Source organism: Lonsdalea quercina subsp. quercina (assembly GCF_000688655.1).
In the GTDB taxonomy this organism is placed as follows: domain Bacteria; phylum Pseudomonadota; class Gammaproteobacteria; order Enterobacterales; family Enterobacteriaceae; genus Lonsdalea; species Lonsdalea quercina.
Map to the genome: position 1 here is coordinate 91,247 of NZ_JIBO01000004.1, position 22,365 is coordinate 113,611.

Genomic DNA, 22,365 nt, shown 5'->3' on the forward strand with positions numbered 1-22,365 from the left:
TTTCTCGTGATATTACGGGAGCAGGGGGCGACGATACGGAGAGCCGCCGCCCTGCTTGTGTCTGGGGTGACGCTTTCCCGGTTTGGACTTCACGGATTCTTCCATACCGGGTGGCCTGCGAATTTCACTGCCTTTATTTTCCGCGCATGGCGGGGGACTCACCCCAGGCTGGCTACCCACATCCACAGCGGCAATGTCGCCATCGACAGCAGCGTCGTGAGGCAAATGGCGGCGCTGCCGATCTGGGTATCCTCCTGCGTGCGGGCAAAGCCGAGCACGTTGACGCCGGAAGGATTCGCCGCCATCAGCACCAGCACGCCGCGCGGAATGCCGTCGATGTGGAGCAGTAAACAGGTTAGTAGCACCAGTAACGGCATGAACACCAGTTTAGCGGCGGCGATGCCGACGGCGTGGGCGCTGGGACGCAGCCGGTAGCCGGAGAGATTGGCCCCCAGCACGATGAGCGCGCAGGGCAGCGCCGCCTGCGCCAGCCAGGTCGCCAGTTTCAGGCTCCAGCCGGGCAGCGTCAGATTCGACATATTGACCGCCGTTCCCAACAGCAGGCCGATAATCATCGGGTTAGCGAGGCTGGCGATGAGAATGCCTGGCTTGAACGGTTCGTTGCCCGCGAGGCTGTCATAGAAACTCTGGGCGCTAAACAGCAGCAGGCTGTGTACGGCGAGGACGGTAAACAGCAGTACCAGTCCTTGGCTGCCATACAGCCCGGCCACCATCGCCAGGCCGATCAAGGCATTGTTGCCGAAGGAGGCGGTCAATCCGAAGGGCGTCGGGCGACCCAGGCTGCGGTGAGCGAAGACATTGACCGCCGCGAAGATCAGCAGTGCGGGAACGAAGTAGGCAGCCAGCAGCGTGGTGTTCAGGCCATCGTGCAGCGGCGCCGCGATCATGCCGGTAAACAGGACCATCGGCATGAACAGCTTGAAAGCCAGCACGCCCAACGCCTTGTTGGCATGAGGATCGAGCGTCCCACGGCGGGCCAGCGCGTAGCCGAGCAGGATCAAGAGGAAGATCGGCAGGATCGTTTGTGGAATCGCCACGGCGGAAACCTCCTGTGAAAAATGGCGGAAGGCTATTAATAGCGATTCTGACCTTAGATGTCAGCGTGACTTTCGGCCCGTTCGGGCCATTGGCATACAAATTGCTAACGTTATATAACCTATTGTTAAGCGTTTGATGGGACGACGACGCCAAAATGCCAACGGGGTCCCCCTATGCCGTCGCTCAACCTGCGTCAGATCGAAGTCTTTCGGGCGGTGATGATCACCGGTTCAATCAACGGTGCCGCTCAACTTTTATACGTCTCCCAACCCGCCGTCAGCCGCATGTTGTCTCATACCGAGGCCAGGATCGGCTTCCAGCTATTCGAACGGGTCAAAGGGCGGCTGTACCCCTCGCCTGAAGCGCGCAGCCTCTTCAGTGACGTCGAGTCGGTCTACCGCGATATTCAGCGGGTCAACACCACGCTGCACAATCTGGTCCAGCAGCGTCACGGCGTATTGCGCATCGCCAGCAGCCCCAGTCTGGGGCATCAGCTGGTGCCTGACGCCATTGCTGCCTTCCGACGGTGCAACGAAGACATCCTTGTCAGCCTGGAATGTCTGCGTCATGTTCTGCTGCGCGACAGGTTGCTCGACCAGCAGGCGGATCTCGGTATTTCTCTGTTCCCTATCGATCACCCCAATCTGCGCGCGGTGCCGCTGAGCTATATCCGGGTGATGGTGGTGTGCCCGGCGGATCACCCTTTAACGCGCGTGTCGGCAGACGCGCTGCCCGACGCGCTGGCCGAAACGCCGTTCATCGGTTATGCCGCCGACACCCCTTTCCACAGCTTTATGAAGCAGGCGTTCGAACGCGTGGGGTTGCCGTATCGGCCCAGCATCGACGTTGACTCCCCGCATCACGCCTGCGCGCTAGTGAAGAACGGCACCGGCTTTTCCGTCGTCGATGAGATCTCTTTCCGCGCCTCCGGCTCTGAGCGCATGGCGGTGCTGCCGATCCTCAACGAAGAACGGCTGACGATCAGCCTGGTTCACTTGCGGCGTGAACCGTTGGCCCAGTTTGCGCAGGTCTTTGTCGACACCCTGCGCGGTACGCTGGACGAGGGCGGTTTTCATCTGTTCAACCTGGATTAACATCAGGTTAATCCTGACCGACAAATAGGCATACGACAGGGGCAGCCGTAGCTCCCACAATGGCCTTACACACGGTAAATGATTGACCGACATCGGGTCGGTCTTGTGGAGGAAGACGGCATGCGAGATATCGTTATCGGCGGCGCCCAGTTGGGGGCGATCCAAAAAAGCGACTCAAGAGAAAGCGTGGTCCAGCGCATGCTGGCGCTACTGGAGCAGGCCCGGCAGCAAGGCTGTGAGCTGGTCGTTTTCCCCGAGCTGGCGCTGACCACCTTCTTTCCCCGTTGGTTCATGGAAGATCAGCAGGAGGTTGATCGCTGGTTCGAACGTGAAATGCCGAACGATGCGACTCGTCCGCTGTTTGATTTTTCCCGCGAACACGGCATCGCGATCACCTTCGGTTATGCGGAGCTGACCCCGGACGGCCACCACTACAACACGTCGATCCTGACGGATCGCCAGGGCAACATTGTCGGCAAATACCGCAAAGTCCATCTGCCGGGGCACGTGGAGTTCGATACTCAGCGCGACTTCCAGCATCTGGAAAAACGCTATTTCGAGCCGGGCGATCTGGGTTTTCCGACCTGGGAAACGCAGGACACGATCATGGGCATGTGCATCTGTAACGACCGCCGCTGGCCTGAAACCTATCGCGTCATGGGATTGCAGGGCGTTGAACTGGTCACGCTGGGCTACAACACGCCGTCGGTCAATTCGCAGAATCGCGGCGAGGGCGAGGAACACCGTCTGTTCCACTCCGAGCTGTGCATGCAGGCCGGCGCTTACCAGAACGCCACCTGGGTGGTCGGCGTCGCCAAGGCCGGGGTGGAAGATGGTTTTCCGCTGATGGGCGGCAGCGTCATCATCGATCCGAACGGGTTTGTCGTGGCCCGCGCCAAAGGGCAGGACGACGAGCTGATCGTGCATCGCTGCGATATGGATCTGTGCCAGTTCGGCAAGACCACGATCTTCGATTTTGCCCGTCACCGGCGTATTGAGCACTACGGCATCATCACCCGCCAAACCGGCGTTGAGCGTTCCTGACCTGGAGAGCAAGCCATGCGCACCGTATACCTGAATGGGGAATTTGTGCCGGAGAACGAAGCCAGGATCTCGGTCTTCGACCGTGGTTTCACGTTCGCCGATGCGATCTACGAGGTGACCGCCGTGCTGCAAGGCCGATTGGTGGACGTTGAACGGCATCTGGCCCGCTTGCGCCGGTCGCTGAGCGAGTTGTCGTTGTCGCTCCCGCTGGATAATGACGCGCTGTTGGCGATCCACCGCACGCTGATCGCCCGCAACCATCTGCAGGAGGGCCTCATCTATTTGCAGGTCAGCCGCGGCGCGGAAGATCGCAACTTTCAGTTTCCGCCGGCGGGAACGCCGCCGACGGTGGTGCTGTATACGCAGGCGAAAGCCGTGATCCACAGCCCGATGGCGGAACGCGGCATGAGCATCATCAGCCTGCCGGATCTGCGCTGGGGACGTTGCGACATCAAAACCACGCAGCTGCTGTATCCCTGTCTGGCGAAAGAACAGGCGCGCGCGCAGGGCGCGGACGACGCCTGGCTGGTGAAAGACGGCTGGATTACCGAAGGCACGTCCAACAATGCGTTCATCGTGACCCGCGATGGCGCAGTGGTCACGCGGGCGCTGTCGCATGCGCTGCTGCCCGGCATCACGCGCGGTTCCCTGCTCGCGTTGTTAAAGGCGCAAGGTCTGCGTTTTGAGGAACGCGCCTTTGCGCTGGATGAAGTCAAACAGGCCGCTGAAGCGTTTATTACCTCTTCCACCTCGTTTGTGTACCCGGTGGTGAAGCTGGATGGCCAGCCTGTCGGCAACGGTAAACCTGGGCCGTTGGCCCCGCGGTTACGCCGCCTCTATATCGACCACGCGCTGAGCGCATTGACATAACCGGGCGGCAGGCCACGGCTTCCGGCATACCGCTTTCTTTTAACGCGACCACACAGCAAGCCCCGACACCATTTGTTGCCTTTTTAAGGAGTGTTGAGAATGAAAAAGTCTCCATCCCGTTCCTTGATTGCCTCTCTGCTGTTGCCGATCGGCCTGAGCGCCGCGCTGCTTTCCCCCTCTGCGCTGGCTGCGGAGAAAACGCTGCACGCGGTCATGTCATCCTCTTTGCGCGTGCTGGATCCGATTGCGACCACCGCGCAAATCACCCGTAACCACGGCTATATGATCTACGACACGCTGATCGGGATGGATGAACATCAGGTTCCGAAACCGCAGATGGCCGACTGGACCGTGTCTCCCGACGGTCTGACCTATACCTTTACGCTACGCGACGGTCTGCTGTGGCATGACGGCAAACCGGTGACCGCCGCGGACTGCGTTGCTTCTCTCAAGCGCTGGGCGCGTTACGACGTGGGCGGTCAGCTGATGATGAAGTACACCGCGGGGATCTCCGCCACTAATGACAAAACGATCGTCCTGACGCTATCCAAACCGTTTGGCTATGTGTTGCAACTGTTAGCCAAGCCTTCCTCCGTCGCGGCATTCATGATGCCGGAGCGTGTCGCCAATACGCCTGACGGCAAGATGATCACCGATTACACCGGTTCCGGCCCGTACAAGTTCGTCGCCGGCGAATTCGATCCCGGCAATCGCGTGGTCTACGAGAAGTTCCAGCAATACGTCCCACGCAAAGAGCCGGCCAGCGGCAGCGCGGGCGGCAAGGNGGTCAAGGTCGATCGGGTGGAGTGGATCAACATGCCGGATCGCATGACGGCGATTAACGCGCTCTCCTCCGGCGATATCGACTTTATCGAACAGCTGCCGATCGATCTGTTGCCGATGGTGCAGGCCAATCCGGATCTGAAGTCCGGGGTGCTCAGCAAGCTGGGATCGCTGACCGGCGGACGCATGAACTTCCTCTATCCGCCGTTTGATAACCCGGATATTCGCCGCGCCGCGCTGCTGGCGATGAGCCAGAAAGATGTGCTCGATGCGCTGGTGGGCAATCCGGAATACTTCAAGCTGTGCGCCTCCGTCTTTGGCTGCGGCACCGCGCTGGAGACGCAGGAGGGCGGCGAATCGCTGCTGAAAGGCGGCGACATCGACGCGGCCAAGGCACTGCTGAAGAAAGCGGGCTATGACGGCACGCCGGTGGTGATCATGCAGCCGACCGACGTGCCCAGCCAGGCGCCGCAGCCGGTGGTCGTGGCGCAGGCGCTGCGCAAGGCCGGATTTAACGTCGCTTTGCAGCCGATGGACTGGCAGACGCTGGTGTCGCGCCGGGCGAATCAGAACGCCCCGGCTCAGGGCGGATGGAACCTGTTCTTTACCTACTGGAACGCGGAAACCATCTGGAACCCGGTGGTGAACCCGATGCTGGATGGCGGCGGACGACAGGGCGCCTGGTTCGGCTGGCCGACCGATCCGAAGATGGATGAGCTGCGCGTAGCGTTCGCGACCGCCACCGAGCCAGCCAAACAGAAAGCGATTGCGGTGGAAATCCAGAAACACGCGATGGACCAGGTCAGCTACATCCCGCTTGGCCAGTTCTATGACGTGGCGGTCTGGAGCAGTCGCATCAGCCACCTGATGACAGGGCCGTCCACGGTGTTCTGGAACGTCGAGAAAAGCGACTGATTATTGTGTGATTAATGCCTTCGGAGGTCCCTATGCTTGGTTACTTCATTCGCCGCGTCCTGGCGGCGATCCCGGTGATGCTGGTGGTCGCGTTGTTTGTTTTCCTGCTGTTGCGGCTGTCACCGGGCGATCCGGCGGCGATTATCGCCGGCGACATGGCGACCCCGCAGCAACTGGAGGCGATCCGCGAAAGTTTGGGTCTGAATCAGCCGCTATATCAGCAGTTTTTCGTGTGGATTTCACAGCTGCTGCGTGGGGACTTCAGTACTTCTCTGATGGCCCACACGCCGGTGCTGACGATGATCGGCCAGCGGCTGGAACCGACCCTGAGTCTGGCGCTGGTGGCCATCGTCTTCACCATTTTCATCTCCGTGCCGCTCGGCGTACTGGCGGCGTGGAAGCACGGCACCTGGATCGACAATCTGGTGATGTCGACGTCGGTGCTGGGTTTTTCGGTGCCGGTTTTCGTCATCGGCTATGTGTTGATCACCGTGTTTTCGCTGGAGCTGAGATGGTTGCCGGTGCAGGGATTTAGCAGCATCACCCGCGGCGTGGGGCCTTTCGCCCAGCGCATCGTGCTGCCGGCGCTGACGCTGTCGTCAGTCTACATTGCACTGGTGGCGCGCATGACCCGGGCCAGCGTGCTGGAAGTGTTGGGAGAAGACTATATCCGCACCGCGCGCGCCAAGGGGCTGTCGGAGATCCACGTGCTGTTCCGGCNCGCGCTGCGCAACGCGATGATCCCGATCCTCACCGTGATCGGCACCGGTTTCGCCCTGATGATCTCCGGCGTGGTGGTGACCGAAAGCGTATTCAATATTCCGGGTCTGGGACGGCTGATCGTCGACGCCGTACTGGCGCGCGACTATCCCGTGATTCAGGGCATGATCCTGCTGACCAGCGGGGTGTATGTCATCATCAACTTGCTGATCGATCTGTCCTATGCGATCAGCGATCCACGCATTCGTTACTGAGGGCAAGGCTATGAGCAAACCCGATTCTCTGACCCTGCCCGCGCCCCGGCATCGATGGATCACACTGCCACGCATGCCGCTGACCTCGGCGATCGCGCTGGCGATCCTGACGATTATCGTCGCGATGGCGATCTTTGCGCCCTGGATCGCCAACCACGATCCGGTCGCGTTGTCGCCCGCGATACGTCTGAAACCGCCCGGCGCGGAATTTTGGCTGGGGACGGACGCCTACGGACGCGACCTGTTTTCGCGCATTGTCTACGGCGCGCGCATTTCCCTGATTGTCGGTGTGGGCGTGACGGTGATGAGCGTGTTGATTGGCCTGCCGCTGGGCCTACTGGCCGGTTATTTCCGCGGCATTGATGCGCTGATGATGCGGGTGATGGACGGCCTGATGGCGATCCCCGGTATCCTGCTGGCGATTGCGATCGTCTCCCTGAGCAGCGCCGGGATCTGGACCGTCATGGTGGCGATCATGGTGCCGGAGATCCCGCAGGTGGTGCGGCTGGTGCGTTCCCGGGTGCTGTCGACGCGCGAAGAGCCGTATGTCGAGGCGGCGGTGCTGATGGGCACCTCGACGTTCAAGGTGCTCACCCGGCATCTGATGCCGAACACGCTGGCGCCGCTTATCGTGCAAAGCACCTATATTTGCGCCTCCGCCATCCTCACCGAGGCGATCCTGTCGTTCCTTGGCGCGGGCATCGGCACGGAGATCCCAACCTGGGGCAACATCATTTCCGAAGGGCGCGTTTATTTTCAGCTCAAGCCTTCGCTGGTGCTGNGGGCCGGGCTGGCGCTGTCGCTGTGTATTTTGTCGATCAACCTGCTGGGCGATGCGGTGAGCGATGCGCTCGACCCGCGCCTGAAGAAAAGGGGAGCCGCATGAGCGAACACCGGAAGGACATTTTGCGCGTAGAAAACCTCTGTGTGAGTACGGCGCAGGGCGTGCCCATCCTGCAAGACATCTCCTTCGAGATCCAGCCGGGAGAGACGGTCTGTCTGGTGGGAGAGAGCGGATCGGGCAAGTCGGTGACGTCGCTGGCGACGCTCGGGCTGTTGCCCAAAGGCGCGCTGAGCGCGACCGGCGGGCGCATCCTGCTGGACGGCGAAGATGTGTTGCAGGTCAGCAACGCGCGTCTCAAGGCGCTGCGCGGCAGCCGCATGGCGATGATCTTTCAGGAGCCGATGACCGCGCTTAACCCGGTGCTGACGGTCGGGCGGCAGATTGACGAGGTGTTGCAGACCCATACGGCTCTGAACGCTCAGGCGCGTAAGGCGCGGGTGATGAACGCGCTGTCGCAGGTGCACCTGCCGGATATTGAGCGGGTGTACGAGGCCTATCCGCATCAGCTGAGCGGCGGTCAGCGCCAGCGCATCATGATTGCGATGGCGCTGGTGCTGGAGCCGCGCCTGCTCATCGCCGACGAGCCGACCACCGCGTTGGATGTCACGACCCAGCAGCAGATCCTCAAACTGATCCGCGAGTTGCAACAGAAGCACGGTACGGCAGTGCTGTTTATCACGCACGATATGGGCGTGGTGGTGGATATCGCCGACCGCGTGTGCGTGATGCGCCAAGGACATATTGTGGAGTCCGGCACCGTACAGCAGGTGCTTTCAGCGCCGAAAGAAGCGTATACCCAGGCCCTGCTGTCGGCGGTGCCGAGTCTGGCTCCCCGAGCGGCACGGCGCGAGGCCGCCAGCGCACAGGTGGTGCTGGACGTCGTCGAGCTGGGTAAAACCTATTCGGCAGCGGGCAGCGCGTGGTCACTCTTTCGGAAACGGCGGCAAGGCACGCGGGCCGTGCACGACGTGTCGTTTATGCTCAAGCGCGGCCGTACGCTGGGCATCGTCGGGGAGAGCGGTTCCGGCAAGTCGACGCTGGCGCGCTGCGTGATGCGGTTGCTGACGCCCACCTGCGGCGCGGTGCGGGTGACCGGCAAAGATATTTCCGAGCTGACGCCGGTGGGGCTGAAGCCGCACCGCAAGCGCATTCAGATGGTGTTTCAGGATCCTAACCGATCGCTGAATCCACGCATGAGTATCGGCCGGAGCCTGGTGGAAGGGCCGATGAATTTCGGTATGCCGTTCGCGCAGGCCTGGTCGCGAGGTCAGGAGCTGCTGGAGCTGGTCGGGTTGCCGGCGGACGCTATCGACCGCTTTCCGCACCAGTTTTCCGGCGGGCAGCGGCAGCGTATCGCGATTGCCCGCGCGCTGGCGATGGAGCCGGATGTCATCGTCGCCGATGAGGCTGTGTCTGCGCTCGATGTTTCGGTGCAGGCGCAGGTGCTGCAACTGCTGGCGGATATTCAGGGGCGTATGCAGGTCGCCATCTTGTTCATTACCCACGATTTACGTGTGGCCGCGCAGATCTGCGACGACGTGCTGGTGATGCAGCACGGTCAGGTGATCGAATATGGGCCTGCGAGCGATGTGCTGGCCCATCCCCAGCAGCCTTATACCCAGCAGCTGATGGAGGCGGTCCCCGGTAAGGAGTGGGACTTCGCCGCCGGACGGAGGCTATGATATGACCATGACCTACGATCTGCTGTTCCTGAACGTCACCGTGGTCGATGGGACGGGCGCCGATCCCTATGTCGCCGACGTTGCGATCCGCGGCGATCGGATCGCCGCCATCGGTCAACTGGCCGGACACGCCGCAGGCCGTTCGATCGAAGGAGATGGCCGTTGTCTGACGCCGGGATTCATCGATGTCCATACGCATGACGATACGCACGTCATCCGCACACCGGACATGCTGGCGAAGATCTCGCAGGGCGTGACCACGGTGATCGTCGGCAACTGCGGGATCAGCGCGTCGCCAGTGACGCTGCCGGGAGCGCCGCCGGATCCGATGAATTTATTGGGGGGTGAAGACGCGTTCATTTATCCGNCCTTCTGTGACTATGCCGACGCCGTCGAAAACGCCCGTCCCAGCGTCAACGTAGCGGCGTTGATCGGCCATACGGCGCTGCGGGCCAACGTCATGGATCGCTTCGATCGACCGGCGACGGTTTCAGAGCTAGAACGGATGTGCGAGACGCTGGAAAAAGCGCTCAACGCGGGCGCTATCGGCCTCAGCTCTGGGCTGGCATACACCAATGCGAAGCAGGCGCCAACGGCGGAGATGCAGCGACTGGTGGACATCGTCGGCGCACACGGCGCGCTCTACACCACGCATATGCGCAACGAACATGATGGCCTGCTGGATTCGCTGCAAGAGTCGTTCAGCACCGCTCGACGGGCGGGCGCCGATTTGGTGATTTCCCATCTTAAGTGCGCCGGTGCGGGCAACTGGGGACGTGCGCCGCTGGCGCTGGCCGCGCTGGAAAAGGCGGCCAGCGAACAATCCTGCAACTGCGACTGTTATCCCTATTCAGCCAGTTCCACCACGCTGGATGCCTGGCGCGTCGACGGCAAGATGGAGATCTTCATTACCTGGTCCGATCCCCATCCGGAGATGGCCCGACAGACGCTCAAAGCGATTGCTGAACAGTGGGGCGTGGATCAGTGGCAGGCGACGGAGCGGCTGCGCCCTGCGGGGGCGATCTATCACATGATGAGCGAAGACGACGTGCGCCAGATCCTGGCGCATCCGCTGTCGATGGTTGGCTCCGACGGGCTGCCTAACGACCCCAATCCGCATCCGCGACTGTGGGGGACCTTTCCGCGCGTGCTGGCGCATTACTGCCGGGATCTGAAGCTGTTCGGCCTTGCCGAGGCCGTACGAAAAATGACGGGGCTGTCCGCCGCGCGCTTTCGTCTGGAGGAGCGTGGGGTGTTGCGCGAAGGCGCTTTCGCCGACGTGACGCTGGTGAATATGATGACGATTCAGGACGTGGCGACCTACCGCGATCCGTGCCAGATTGCGCCAGGCATCGACCTGGTGGTGGTCAACGGTGTGGTGAGTTATGAACAGGGCCGCGTACAGCAGCGGCAGGGACGATTGTTGCGGCGGGCGTCGGCGGGAACAGGGGCGTAGCGGGCGGCTTGCCGCCCTAAAAACTCAATCATCGCCGATTTCGCGGAGCGTAATCGGCGTTCTCTGCGTGGTCCCGGCTTGCATCCGATTTTGATTCCGTCATGGGGTGGGATAAAGCCGCCGCCATGCGCACAAAAACTAGCCTGCGCGCCAGCAGCGAACCTCACTGCCCTGGGCCGTCGACTGCATCGGCTGTTGCCGCTCGCATCCCGCGGCCGCCAGCGGGCAGCGTTCGCGGAAAAAACAGCCCTGCGGTAATACGCGATTGCTCGGCAGCTCCCCTTTCCGATCCTTCACTTCGCTGTCCAGCGAACCGTCGACGCGCGGCACCGAATCAAGCAGCAGTTTGGTATAGGGATGCTGCGGCGCAAAGAGCACCTGCTGCGCATCGCCCAGTTCGACAATCTGTCCGAGATACATCACCGCCACCCGATCGCTCATATGCCGCACCACCGACACGTTGTGCGAAATCAGCACATAGGTCAGTTGGCGCTGACGCTGTAATTTCACCAGCAGGTTGAGGATTTGCGCCTGTACGGAAATATCCAGCGCCGACGTCGGTTCATCCAGCACGATAATGTCAGGCTGCGAAGAGAGCGCGCGGGCGATGGAAATCCGCTGCCGCTGTCCACCGGAAAAAGCATGGGGCAGCCGATCGAGATACTCCGGGCGAATACCGACCAACTCGGCCAGCTCCACGGCCAGTGCGCGGCGCTCGCGTTCACGGTTATGTTCCTGTAGCCAGACAGGTTCGGNGATGATGCGCCATACCGGTAAACGCGGATCGAGCGAGGAGAGCGGGTCCTGAAACACCATCTGCATGCCGCTGCCCAGCCACGAATAAGGGCTTCGGGCGCGAAAACACTCACCGCTGGCGGGCGATAATATCCCCATCAGCAGTTGGGCGAGGGTGCTTTTACCGCAGCCGGATTCCCCGACGATGCCTAAGGTTTCGCCGCGAACAATGCGTAAATCCAGACCGTTGAGCGCATGTACCCGCTCGGTGACTTTGCCGCGCCAGTTTTTGCGGGCGGGAAAATTGACGTGAACATCCTGTAACTCCAGCAAGATTTCAGACATACGCCACCTCCCGTTGCGGATGCCAGCAGGCGGCGCGTTGTCCGCTGGCGCCGCAAGATGTTAATGCCGGCTGTTGCAGGCAGCGTTCGTCTGCGGCGCAACAGCGTTCGCGAAAGGCGCAGCCGGCCGGCATCGACGCCAGGTTGGGCACCGTGCCCGGAATGGCGGGCAATACGGCGCGGGGCGCCGATGTCTCCGGCGCGCAGCGCAGCAGGCCGATTGAGTAAGGGTGCACAGGACGCTTAATCACATCCTGCGTCACGCCGCTCTCTATCACCCTGCCGGCGTACATCACATACAACCGATCGCAAAGCTGGGATACCACCGCCATGTCGTGACTGATAAATAATACCGAGGTGCCGCTGGCGCGCGCCTTTTGCTGCAACAGACGCAGCACCTGGCGCTGTACGGTGACGTCCAGCGCCGTGGTCGGTTCATCGGCGATAATCAGCGCCGGATCGCAGGAGAACGCCAGCGCGATCACGACCCGCTGCCGCATGCCGCCGGAGAGTTCAAAGGGATAGCGATCCATCACCTGCGCCGCGTCGGAAATTTGCATATCGCTCAGCAGGCTGACGGCTTTCTCCAGCGCCGCTTTGCGGGACAGGGGCTGATGCTGACGGATCACGTCGGTCATCTGCCGTCCGATACGACGCGTCGGGTTCAGCGCGGTCATCGGCTCCTGAAAAATCATCGCCACTTTGGCGCCGCGCAACCGACGCATCTGTTTCTCGTCGGCGTTGAGCACATCCTGACCCAGCAAGGTCAGGCTGCCGCCGTTGATGCGATAGCTATTGGGCGGCAGCAAGCGCATCGCCAACATCGCGGTCACCGACTTGCCGGATCCCGACTCCCCCACCACGCCGACGATTTCGCCGCGCTTCACATGCAGCGAAACCTCATTAAGCGCCTGAACTTCGCCGTTATAGATGGGGAAACTCAGCTGCAAATTATCGATATTCAGAACGTCGTCGTGCATTAGTGTCGTCCCCCGCTTTTCGGATCGAGCAAATCGCGCAAACCGTCGCCGAACAGATTGAAACCGACGGCGGTAATCAAAATCGCCAAGCCGGGAAAGGTGCAATACCACCACTGGTCGAGCACATAGTTGCGGCCGTTAGCCACCATCGCGCCCCATTCCGCCGTTGGCTGCTGGGCGCCGAGACCGATGAATCCCAGCGTCGCGGCCATCAGGATGGCGGTGCCGATATCCAACGAAGCCTGCACAATCAGCGGCGGCAGCGCATTGCGCAGCACATGCCAGCTGACCAGATGCCAACGGGTGGCGCCGAAGATTTTGGCCGCCTGAATGTAGGCCAACTGGCGCACCACCAGCGTTTGTCCGCGCGACAGGCGAACATAAAACGGAATGCGCACGATGGCGATGGCCAACATCGCATTAAATAGACTGGGGCCAAGCGCGGCCGCCAGCGCCATCGTCAGCACCAGGGAGGGAATCGATAGCATGATGTCCATCACGCGCATAATCAGCGCATCGGCCCAGCCGCCCAAAACGCCGGAAAAGCAGCCCAGCAGCGAACCAATAATGCCGGAGAACAGCACGACCGCCAGCCCGGCGGCCACCGATTGCTGGCTACCGATCATCACACGGCTGAACAGATCGCGCCCGACCTCGTCGGTGCCGAACCAGTGCTGCGCCGATGGCGGCTGCAGGCGGCTCGCCAGATCGATGGCGTTCGGGTCCGCCGGCGTTAGCCAGGGCGAGAAAATCATCAAAAAAAGCATGACCAGCATAATGACGCCGCCTATCAGCGTCAGCGGACTGCTTTTCAACAGCCAGAAGCGTTTACCCCAGCGTTGCTGGCGCTCGCTTTTAACCGGCGCGGCAGTCGCCTCATTGGTCAACATCATTCTGCCCCTCCACGCGCAATACGGGGATCAATCCATAAATAAAGGAGATCCACCACCAAGTTCACCGCAACATACGCCAGTGAAACCACTACCGCGAAGCCCATTACCGCAGGGAAATCAAGCGCCTGAATAGAAGACACCACATAAGCGCCCATGCCCGGCCAGGAAAAAACGGTTTCGGTCAAAACGGCGCCGTACAGCAGGTCTCCCAATGCCAGCCCCAGCACCGTGACCGACGGGATCAGCGCATTCGGCAGCGCATAGCCAAGAATGACGCGCCAGGCGGGCAGGCCGCTGGCGCGCGCGGTGCGAATATAATCCTCGCTGAGCTGCTCCAGCATGGCGGAACGGATCTGGCGCGCCACAATGCCCAAATGCACGAAGGCCAGCGTCACCGCAGGCAAAATCAAATGCTGCAGGCTATTCCAGAACGCCTCGCCATCCTTCGCCAGCAGCGCGTCGATAGTATAAAACCCGGTGACGTGCGCCGGCGGGTCCAGCCAGTCATCCAGACGACCGCCGCCCGGCAGTAGGTTAAGTTGGCCGTAAAACAGCACGATAACCCCCAGCCCCAGCCAAAATGCGGGGGTTGAGATACCGGTGAGCGCCAGCAAACGCACCATGTGGTCGAGCCAGCGATTGCGGTACACCGCGGAAAGCACCCCGAGCGGAATCCCGAGCGCCAGTGCCAGCAGCAGGGCGAAAAAGGCCAGTTCCAGCGTGGCGGGAAAGAAAGTCCGCAGATCGTCAAGCACCAGACGGCCGGTGCGGATGGACGTGCCCAAATCGCCATGCAGCAAATCGCCGACATAGCGGATAAACTGCACATACAGCGGCTGGTCCAATCCCAGTTGCTGGCGAATATGTCGCACCATCTCATCGCTGGCGCGATCGCCGGCCAACAGACGGGCCGGATCGCCGGGGATAAGGTGGGAAATAATAAAGGTGATGACGCAAACCCCCGCCACCACGAGTATTAGCCCCCAACAGCGCTGGCGTAAAATACTCCAGAAGGTCATATTGAAGCCCCCAGTAAAAAAGTAACGCCGTTCAGTGGCGTCTGGACGCGCACCCTGTCGTGTCGCTGATCCGCATTCCCCGAAAAAGAAGGGNCAGGCGTCTGACCCGGCGATTGTCGCTTAACGTTTGCTGTCAACGTCCTGACGAAAGAAACGATATTCCCCAAGGCCTTCGCATCCGTTTATTTATCCTTGTTCGTTATTACCGGGATTCCCCGCCTGCGCGGGAAATAGCGACGCCGGGCTTTTTATTAGCGGCGCCGGTTATTTGCTCATGGCCGCCACATTAAACACCTGCTCCAGCATCGGGTTGTACACAAAGCCTTTTACGTCTTTATTCATCGCCACCTGATAGTTTTTCTGGAACAGATAGACATACGCCGCTTCGTCGATCACGATCTTCTGCGCCGCCTGATAATCTTTGATGCGTTCCCCCTGATCGACGGTGGCGACGGCTTTCTTCAACAGACCGTCGACGGTTTTGTTGTCATAGAATGAGCGGTTGCCCGGCAGACCTTTCTTATCCGACTCGAACCAGTAGTTCATAAACATGTAGGGATCGGCAAAATCAGGACTCCAGTTGCCGATGGCGATGTCGTAATCTCCTTTGCCTACGCGATCGCGCATGGTGGCGTTGGCCAGTTTTTCCAGCCTGACGTTAATGCCCAGGGTTTTGAGGCTTGCCTGCGTGGAGATGGCGATCGGTTCCCAGCTGGGATCGCTGTCCGAATAGAGGAACGTCAGGCCGGCGGGCTTATCCGCCACCTTGGCGTAAGCGGCTTTGGCTTTCTCCGCATCGAGGCTGTACTGCATGGCCTGCGGATCGTAGCCCCATAGCCCATCCGGAATGGCGCCGCGCATCTGCTTGCCGTTGCCGCCGAGGATGCCGTTCACCATGCCCTGATAATCCGTCGCCCATGAGACGGCGCGCCGTAAATCGACCTGATTCAGCGGCGCTTTACCGTTATTCAGATAGAGATAGGTGACGCGCAGGGACGGATGCTCTTCCACCGCGACTTTCCCTTCTTTTTTCAGCGCCGCCAGCTGGTCGACCGGAAGCGACTCGGCGATATCGATATCGCCGCGGGAAAGCTGCAGGCGACGGGACGCGCTCTCGCCGATAATCTTGATGGATACCCGTTTAAAGGCAGGTTTCGCGCCGCCGTAATGCGGGTTGGGTACCAGCACCAGCTGCTGCCCTTTCTGCCAGCGCTGCAACATATAAGGCCCGGAGCCGGCCGTATTCTCGGCCAACCAGCCTTTGGCGTCATCGGCGCCATGTTCTTTCAACATCGTCGGGTTAATAATCGCGGCGCCGTCGTTAGCCAGGGTATACAGGAACGGCGCGAAAGGCGCGCTGAGGGTAAAACGAACCGTCAGGGGATCGACCACCTCCACGCTTAAATCTTTCGGATAGGCTTCCGACGGCCCTTGGCCGATTTTCAGCAACCGCTCAAACGAGAATTTCACCGCGTCGGCCGTAACGGGCGTACCGTCGGCAAAGCTGGCGCCGCTTTTCAGCTTAAACGTCCAGACTTTCTGGTCGTCGGATGCTTGCCAGCTGTCGGCCAAATCGCCTTCCACCTCCGTCGCACCTTTTCCATCCACCGTTTTATACTGCACCAGACGCTGATAGGCCGGATAGGTAACCGTCCAGTCATTATTATCGATGGTCACCGCCGGATCGAGCGTTTGCGGATCGGCGGCCTTGCCAATCACCAGCATATCTTTCGGCACCGCCGCCAGAGTAGGCGTGATACTCATGGCAATCGCCACGGCAATCAGCNCCGGCCGAAACAGCGAAACAACAGTGTTGGTCATCTTCATGGCTGTACTCCTGGTGTCAAGATAGGTAGGGTGCCGTGGCCTTTTGCGGCGCGATACAGCTAAAACGGTCGCTTAATAACGGATAGGCCGCGGAGTCGGGCAGTTCAAAGTGCCACCATTCGCTGCTGATACCGACAAAACCGCCGGCAAACATGATGGCGTTCAGCAATAGACGATTACGTTGCGCCGCAGGCAGCACATCAGGGTGATAAGGGTGAGAGCATTCATGCATTTCATCAAAGCCGGTGCCCATATCCAGAACTCGGCCGTCGGCATCAATCAGGGTGACGTCAACCGCGGTGCCGCGGCTGTGATTGGAACCGAGTGGAACTTCCATCACATACTTCGGGTCCGGACAGGCCAGCCACAGATACTCTTGCGCCTGCTTTGGACGGTAGGCGTCGTAAATTAACAGCGTGAAATTCGCCAGCGCGGCGATCTCCACGCAGCGCATCAAGGCGCTTGCCGCGTCGGGATGGAGTAAACAGCGATTTTCGCTATAAATGATCTGGCCCGTAATATTGTCCGGCGTTGCATACTTCATATCGACTTCCACCTGTGATATGGAAGAGAAAACATCAACTAATTCAATTTGTTGCGTCATATACAGACCTTGTTTAACGTTCAAATTGCCCAAACTCCTCCTGCAATTGGCGGTTCAACGCCAGGCGCGGGCCTAAACGCTCGCCAAGCCGTTCCACCACGGCCGAAAGCAGCAGGTTAAACAGGCAGCTCAGCGGAGCCAGTGAATCCCAGAAATGGCCGGTATCGGTGTGCACCTGTAATAAATCCATCGGGTAATCCCGCGCCCACGGACACCAGATATCCGTCACCAGCGCCAGCGGCAGGTTGCGCTCGCTGGCGGCCCGGCAGTACCGGCGGGCCACCGCGGAATAGGCGCGCGTATCGGTCACCACCAGATAGGGTCGGGAGAACTCCGAGTTGAGCGACTCCACCCAGGTGCCGGATAATCCGTCGACATAGCTGACGCGCGGGCGCAGGTATTCAAGGTGACTGAAAAACACGTTGGCGATGCCGCGAGTGGATTGGATCCCCAGCACAAAGACCGCTTCCGCCTCGGCAAGCTGCTGGCTCACGCGAGCAAAGGTTTCGCTTCGGGCCAGCTGATAAACGCGGGTGATGGCATCCAGCTCAAGCTGAAGCGACTGGGAAAAACGTTCGGAGGACGCGGGCTGTTGTTGCCATGAATCAAGACGATCGGTTACGCCCCAGGGCCGGTAGGGAATCTCCGGCACCGTGCGCAAACAGCTTTTGGCATCCTCCAGATTACGGTAGCCCAGCTTGCGTAAATATCTGCCCACGGTAATGCCGGTGGTTCCCGTGGCTTTGGCGATGCTGTCCGCAGTTTCAAACGGAATCTGTTCAACATGCGTGAGCAGCCAGGCGGCGATACGCTTGCCGCTTGGCGTTTGCTGACTAAAACTTGCCTCAATCTTTGCGATTAACTCCGTTTTTTCCGCCATTTCCCGCCCCGATGTTATCTTGTTGTCATCAATAGAACTTTTGTTATACGAATAACAATGCAGGGGGCGTGCCAATTTTTTCCCGGCGCTAAAACCGCCTTGCAGCGGTAGTTGTTCGCCTTTTCGGCCAAGAATACGGTGTTGAAAGCGCAAAATTTGTGCAGGTTCGATCCATGTTGGTGCACATCGGTCGGCGAAAATCCGTCGGTCGGAATAGCGGCGAATAACTCAATATCATTCGTCGGCCAATGTATTTTTATAAAAAACGAATTATTTTTATTAAGTGACTCGACAGAGGAATAAATTAACTATCGCTATCTCTCCCCGTACTAAAAATAAAAATAGAATATTTTATATTTAACGTGATCGACTTTATTGACAATAAAGTTTGCGCATTGATTACGAGTCGATTCATTGTGAACGAATGATTCTCGCTTGTTTCTACATTTAATCAAAAACCTTCGATTAAATAGCAACAACAAAAATAGGCGGGATGATTTAAATCACACAATTAATTAATGATAAGTCGCTATATTCTTTATACTTCAAGTTGCTTGTGCGCTGGCTGCGCCTCATCACTCGAATTCCTGACGACCTGTCTGCAACGAGAATTATTCGGAGCATAGACTGTAACTGTATTTATTATTAAATATAACGCCATAAAAAGGATATATCATTATGTATAAAACCTTATTTAAGCCTAAAAGGATCATTTGTTCAATTCGTGGATATTCTTGTAAAAGTGTTGACCTTGCAATGAACAAGGCCGGCATTCGTGATACTGCCAGGGCGTTATATCAGTATTAATGCTGTTGTTCGCACCTTAAAAAACTCGCGCCGCGATATGTAACCACACTTCCACTGGATAATCTCCAGATTCAGCTTATCTGCGAAGTTGATGAAATGTGGTCATTTGTTGGCAATAAAAAGCAGCAACGCTCGCTATCATCCAAACGTGAAAGTCCGGTCTACTTGTTCGATGAGAATCGCAGCCCCTGGCTCTGTATCCTGTAGCAGCTTCATCAATTCCGATCGATGTAATGCTGCACCCGAAGTGGACTGACCCCACCCCGGTAGACGATCCTGCCCTATAGGGCCTCGTTCGTTCATCGAACTGAATGACCCGCAATCTGACCCACAAATTCCCCGATACGAAGGNATAAATCAAAACGCATCGGAAAAGATTTTCACGCCAACTTATTGAATCGCAACAACATAGGGATTGATAAGGAGGCATAAAAAAGGAAATGTGGTGCCCGGACTCGGACTACGCCGTAGGCGTTGAACAGCGCGGTTTACGCGCTGGCCCCAAAGGGGTGAGCCGCTTGCGGCGAATAATCGAACGGAGTTCGATGGAGAGTCCATACTCCAGATAGCAAAAAACCAGCCATCAGGCTGGTTTCTTTAATAAGTGGTGCCCGGACTCGGAATCGAACCAAGGACACGAGGATTTTCAATCCTCTGCTCTACCGACTGAGCTATCCGGGCAACGGGGCGCATTAAACCGTATTGGTTCCGCGCCGTCAACGGCTTTATGGGAAAACAGCGCTGACTGGTGACTTTTCAGTCAAAGACACGCTATCTGATATATATCAAAGGACTGGCTTAACTCAACGCGCCGTTTTGGCGGCAACACGCGATGCGCAACACGTCTTCCGCCAACCGTTTGGCGACGGCAATATCGGTTATTTGACGCTTCACCAGCAGTTTGCTCAGGCAACCCTCCAAAATCAGCTCCATCTGCTGTGCGACCATCGCAGGATCGTCTGTTTCCAATTCGACCAGCAGCGCCTTAGTGTAGTGGTAAGACGCCTGTTTTTGTTGCTCGGCCAGTTGGTGGATAGGGTGGTGAACGTCAGGGTAAAAACTGCAGGCTGCGATGAATAAACAGCCCGGGTAGCGCCCTTGTTTAACCGCTTCGTGCAGGACGTGATAACGCGCCAAGAGCTTTTGCTCGACATCACGCGATTCGTCCAGCATCAGTCGTCTGCGCCAACCATCGATTTGCTGGCTGTGATAGCGCAGGCTGTCATACAGCACCGCTTCGTCATCCGGCCAGAAGGGAGCCAGCTCGTCCACAGAAATGTGCAGACTGTCGGCCAGTTTTTCCCGTGTCATGGCGGTGAAACCATGCTGTTCCAGCAAGGTCAGCGCATGCTCCAAAACTTTTTCCCGTTGCATGGGGCCCCCTCTCAGTGCGTGACCGTTAATCAACAAGTGTCGTTGACGGAGATAGTTTCTGCAAATGCGATCGGAACTGCGCCGCGTCCATAAAACCAGTAATGCGCGACCCCGGAATTTCTTTGCCAGAGGCGTCGAAAAACAGAATGCTTGGCAGGCCCAGTACCTGCAACCGCGTCAGTAGGGCGTTCTGCTCGGGCGTATTCGCCGTCACGTCGGCTTGCAGTAGCCGCAGGCGCGACATTTGACGCTTAACTTCGCCGTCGCTGAATGTGACCCTCTCGAACGACTTACAGGCCGCGCACCAGTCGGCATAGAGATCCAGCATAGTTATCTTGTTGCTGTCGCGAAGCGCGGCATTCAACTCATCCACAGTATTAATCGGCGAGAAAGCGGTGCCGGAAGAGGATTCGGTAGGCGATGTGGCCGAGGTGAACACCCAGTCTTGTATTGGTCGTACGGAGATAAGCGCGCCGAGCAGTAATAAGACCTGTAGACCCCGAATCCATCCGCCTCGCCCACGGAGACTGAGGGCGAACGCCCAGCCGAAGAAGGCGACGCCGAGGAGTCCCCATAGTCGCCAGGCCCAATCGTCGCCGAGCAGACGCGTCAGCAGGAATACGGGTAGCGCCAGCATCGCGAAGCCACAGGCCTCTTTAATGTGGTTCATCCAGGGGCCGCTCTTCGGGAGGATGCGGTTGCCGAACAGGGTGACGCCGATTAGCGGCAGCCCCATCCCCAGCGCATACAGGTATAGCGTACCGCCGCCTGCCAGCATATGGCCGCTTTGGGCGATATACAGCAGCAGCGCGCTGAGTGGGGCGGTGGTGCAGGGCGAGCAAATCAGACCAGCGAGCGCCCCCATCAAAAAGACGCCATACAACGAACCGCTTTCCTGTCGGTTACTCCAGTCAACGAGTCGCGTTTGCATGGCGGAAGGTAACTGCAGGTTAAAGAGCCCGAACATGGAAAGCGCCAACAGAGTGAACATCAACGCCAACCCTATTAACACGTAAGGATGCTGTAACGCCGCCTGAAAGCGCAGACCCGCCGCCGCCACGACCAATCCCAGCAGCGTATAGGTGAGCGCCATGCCTTGCACATAGGCGAAGGCCAGCAGCAGAGTGCGTCGAGCGGAAAGGCGTTCCCGCCGTCCCAGAATCAAGCTGGAGATCAGTGGGTACATCGGCAGCACGCAGGGTGTAAAGGCGATCCCGATACCAATCAATATGGCCCACCACGGCGAAAACGGCAGCGGTGGCGCGGTAGACAACTTTTCCCCCGTATCCCATTGGCTAAGCGGGATGCTGTGCTGCTCCGGCGGATAGCAGAATCCGGCATCGGCGCAGCCCTGATAGCTGACCGTTAAGGTGCTGCCCTGTGGGATCCCGTCCAAAGGAATATTCAGTTGCAGGCGGTTTCGGAAAATATCGACCATGCCGAAAAAAGCGTCCTGATGACGTTCGGCCGCCGGAAAATCAACCTGTGTGAGCCTTGTGCCGCCTGAGTGAATCACTATTTTTTGGCGATACAAGTAATAGCCGGAGTGGATGATCCACTGAAGTTTTAACTGCTTCCCCTGTTGCTGGAAGTCGAAGACAAACGCCTGCGCGGCGGGTAGAAAACGAGACGTTTGCGCACGTCCGAAGGGGTTGTCGGCAGGTGCGACAGCGGTAAAAAGCAATGTGCCGAATAGGATAATCAGCGTAAAGAAGCGTTGAGCCATGAGAGATAATCGTTATCGCCGTCGTGAACCGGGAGCGCCAATAATTCCGGCGTTTGGTAGGGATGCTGCTGTTTCAGCAACGTAAACAGGTCTTGAAGGTGCGCCTGATCGCTTTTCAGCATCAGCTGGATTTCCTGCTGTTGCTCCAGTTTACTTTCCCAGCGATAAAGCGACGTGGCGCCTGGCAATAGCGTGACGCAGGCCGCCAGTTCGGCTTCCAGCGCGGCGGCGGCTAACTCTCTGGCGCTGGCGTCGTCGGGAGCCGTACACAGTACCACCACGGCGTCGCAGGCATTGGGTTCAGACATAATGACCTCAGCAGCGGAAACGTGAAATGTCGCCACACTATACCTTGAGGCCAGCGTGAGCGTAAGCGCGGATCGTGTTGAAAATAGACGCTTCAGGAAGNGGGGGAAGGTCACAGAATCTCCCTTCGCCGCCGAGTGTCGGGGCGA

Annotated in this window: 19 protein-coding genes, 1 tRNA gene and 1 pseudogene; 9 read left to right on the forward strand and 12 right to left on the reverse strand. The window is 58.8% G+C overall.

Annotated elements, in window-relative coordinates; translation table 11 throughout:
- Nucleotides 1–158: 158 nt before the first annotated feature.
- Nucleotides 159–1,058 carry an AEC family transporter gene (locus tag RZ35_RS03280; RefSeq protein ID WP_026742022.1) on the reverse strand — a complete coding sequence of 300 codons (900 nt, stop codon included), beginning with the start codon at nt 1,056–1,058 and terminating at the stop codon, nt 159–161.
- A 174-nt stretch (nt 1,059–1,232) separates the two neighbouring features.
- On the opposite strand from RZ35_RS03280, the gene RZ35_RS03285 reads away from it, so the two are divergent.
- The 8 genes from RZ35_RS03285 (at nt 1,233) to RZ35_RS03320 (ending at nt 10,721) form a co-directional block, all read left to right on the forward strand.
- Nucleotides 1,233–2,153, forward strand: a complete 921-nt coding sequence (locus RZ35_RS03285) for a LysR family transcriptional regulator (protein WP_026742023.1) — start codon at nt 1,233–1,235, stop codon at nt 2,151–2,153.
- A gap of 120 nt (nt 2,154–2,273) precedes the next feature.
- Nucleotides 2,274–3,197 (forward strand): N-carbamoyl-D-amino-acid hydrolase, encoded by a 924-nt coding sequence (locus RZ35_RS03290; RefSeq protein WP_026742024.1) that lies wholly within the window; start codon nt 2,274–2,276, stop codon nt 3,195–3,197.
- A gap of 15 nt (nt 3,198–3,212) precedes the next feature.
- Nucleotides 3,213–4,067 carry a D-amino-acid transaminase gene (locus RZ35_RS03295; protein WP_026742025.1) on the forward strand — a complete coding sequence of 285 codons (855 nt, stop codon included), beginning with the start codon at nt 3,213–3,215 and terminating at the stop codon, nt 4,065–4,067.
- Nucleotides 4,068–4,403: 336 nt separating this feature from the next.
- Nucleotides 4,404–5,765 (forward strand): ABC transporter substrate-binding protein, encoded by a 1,362-nt coding sequence (locus RZ35_RS03300; protein WP_455709687.1) that lies wholly within the window; start codon nt 4,404–4,406, stop codon nt 5,763–5,765.
- Nucleotides 5,766–5,797: 32 nt separating this feature from the next.
- Nucleotides 5,798–6,739 carry an ABC transporter permease gene (locus tag RZ35_RS03305; RefSeq protein WP_026742027.1) on the forward strand — a complete coding sequence of 314 codons (942 nt, stop codon included), beginning with the start codon at nt 5,798–5,800 and terminating at the stop codon, nt 6,737–6,739.
- 73 nt (nt 6,740–6,812) lie between these two features.
- Complete coding sequence (locus tag RZ35_RS03310; protein WP_455709688.1) at nt 6,813–7,625, forward strand: ABC transporter permease; 813 nt, start codon at nt 6,813–6,815, stop codon at nt 7,623–7,625.
- Nucleotides 7,622–9,265: an ABC transporter ATP-binding protein gene (locus RZ35_RS03315; RefSeq protein WP_026742029.1), complete on the forward strand. Its 1,644-nt coding sequence runs from the start codon at nt 7,622–7,624 to the stop codon at nt 9,263–9,265. Before RZ35_RS03310 ends, RZ35_RS03315 begins: the two co-directional genes overlap by 4 nt.
- 7 nt (nt 9,266–9,272) lie before the next feature.
- Complete coding sequence (locus RZ35_RS03320; RefSeq protein ID WP_026742030.1) at nt 9,273–10,721, forward strand: N-acyl-D-amino-acid deacylase family protein; 1,449 nt, start codon at nt 9,273–9,275, stop codon at nt 10,719–10,721.
- A 138-nt stretch (nt 10,722–10,859) separates the two neighbouring features.
- On the opposite strand, the gene RZ35_RS03325 is transcribed toward RZ35_RS03320, so the two are convergent.
- The 7 genes from RZ35_RS03325 to RZ35_RS03355 all read right to left on the reverse strand — a co-directional run bounded on the left by RZ35_RS03325 (nt 10,860) and on the right by RZ35_RS03355 (nt 18,003).
- Nucleotides 10,860–11,801, reverse strand: coding sequence for an ABC transporter ATP-binding protein (locus tag RZ35_RS03325; protein WP_026742031.1), 942 nt, complete (start codon nt 11,799–11,801; stop codon nt 10,860–10,862).
- The gene (locus tag RZ35_RS03330) at nt 11,794–12,780 is read right to left on the reverse strand and encodes an ABC transporter ATP-binding protein (protein WP_026742032.1); all 987 of its coding nucleotides are present in this window, start codon (nt 12,778–12,780) and stop codon (nt 11,794–11,796) included. The genes RZ35_RS03325 and RZ35_RS03330 overlap by 8 nt, the downstream gene beginning before the upstream one ends.
- The gene (gene ddpC / locus RZ35_RS03335) at nt 12,780–13,673 is read right to left on the reverse strand and encodes a D,D-dipeptide ABC transporter permease (protein ID WP_026742033.1); all 894 of its coding nucleotides are present in this window, start codon (nt 13,671–13,673) and stop codon (nt 12,780–12,782) included. The genes RZ35_RS03330 and ddpC overlap by 1 nt, the downstream gene beginning before the upstream one ends.
- Nucleotides 13,670–14,692: an ABC transporter permease gene (locus RZ35_RS03340; protein ID WP_026742034.1), complete on the reverse strand. Its 1,023-nt coding sequence runs from the start codon at nt 14,690–14,692 to the stop codon at nt 13,670–13,672. Before RZ35_RS03340 ends, ddpC begins: the two co-directional genes overlap by 4 nt.
- Before the next feature lie 264 nt (nt 14,693–14,956).
- Entirely contained in the window at nt 14,957–16,519 is a 1,563-nt protein-coding gene (locus RZ35_RS03345; RefSeq protein ID WP_036152575.1) for an ABC transporter substrate-binding protein, read from the reverse strand.
- A gap of 16 nt (nt 16,520–16,535) precedes the next feature.
- Entirely contained in the window at nt 16,536–17,123 is a 588-nt protein-coding gene (gene ddpX / locus RZ35_RS03350; RefSeq protein WP_026742036.1) for a D-alanyl-D-alanine dipeptidase, read from the reverse strand.
- A 13-nt stretch (nt 17,124–17,136) separates the two neighbouring features.
- Nucleotides 17,137–18,003 (reverse strand): MurR/RpiR family transcriptional regulator, encoded by an 867-nt coding sequence (locus RZ35_RS03355; protein ID WP_026742037.1) that lies wholly within the window; start codon nt 18,001–18,003, stop codon nt 17,137–17,139.
- A gap of 744 nt (nt 18,004–18,747) precedes the next feature.
- On the opposite strand from RZ35_RS03355, the pseudogene RZ35_RS17605 reads away from it, so the two are divergent.
- A pseudogene (locus tag RZ35_RS17605) lies at nt 18,748–18,948 on the forward strand (IS1-like element transposase); the annotation flags it as partial.
- 467 nt (nt 18,949–19,415) lie between these two features.
- Here RZ35_RS17605 and RZ35_RS03360 read toward each other — a convergent pair.
- From RZ35_RS03360 to cutA, 4 genes are all read right to left on the reverse strand, one after another.
- Nucleotides 19,416–19,491 (reverse strand) — tRNA-Phe (locus RZ35_RS03360).
- A 117-nt stretch (nt 19,492–19,608) separates the two neighbouring features.
- Nucleotides 19,609–20,184, reverse strand: a complete 576-nt coding sequence (dicD, locus tag RZ35_RS03365) for a division control transcriptional repressor DicD (RefSeq protein WP_026742038.1) — start codon at nt 20,182–20,184, stop codon at nt 19,609–19,611.
- Between the two features lie 25 nt (nt 20,185–20,209).
- Nucleotides 20,210–21,910 (reverse strand): protein-disulfide reductase DsbD, encoded by a 1,701-nt coding sequence (locus RZ35_RS03370; protein WP_026742039.1) that lies wholly within the window; start codon nt 21,908–21,910, stop codon nt 20,210–20,212.
- Entirely contained in the window at nt 21,886–22,218 is a 333-nt protein-coding gene (cutA, locus tag RZ35_RS03375; protein WP_026742040.1) for a divalent cation tolerance protein CutA, read from the reverse strand. Before cutA ends, RZ35_RS03370 begins: the two co-directional genes overlap by 25 nt.
- Between the last annotated feature and the right edge of the window lie 147 nt (nt 22,219–22,365).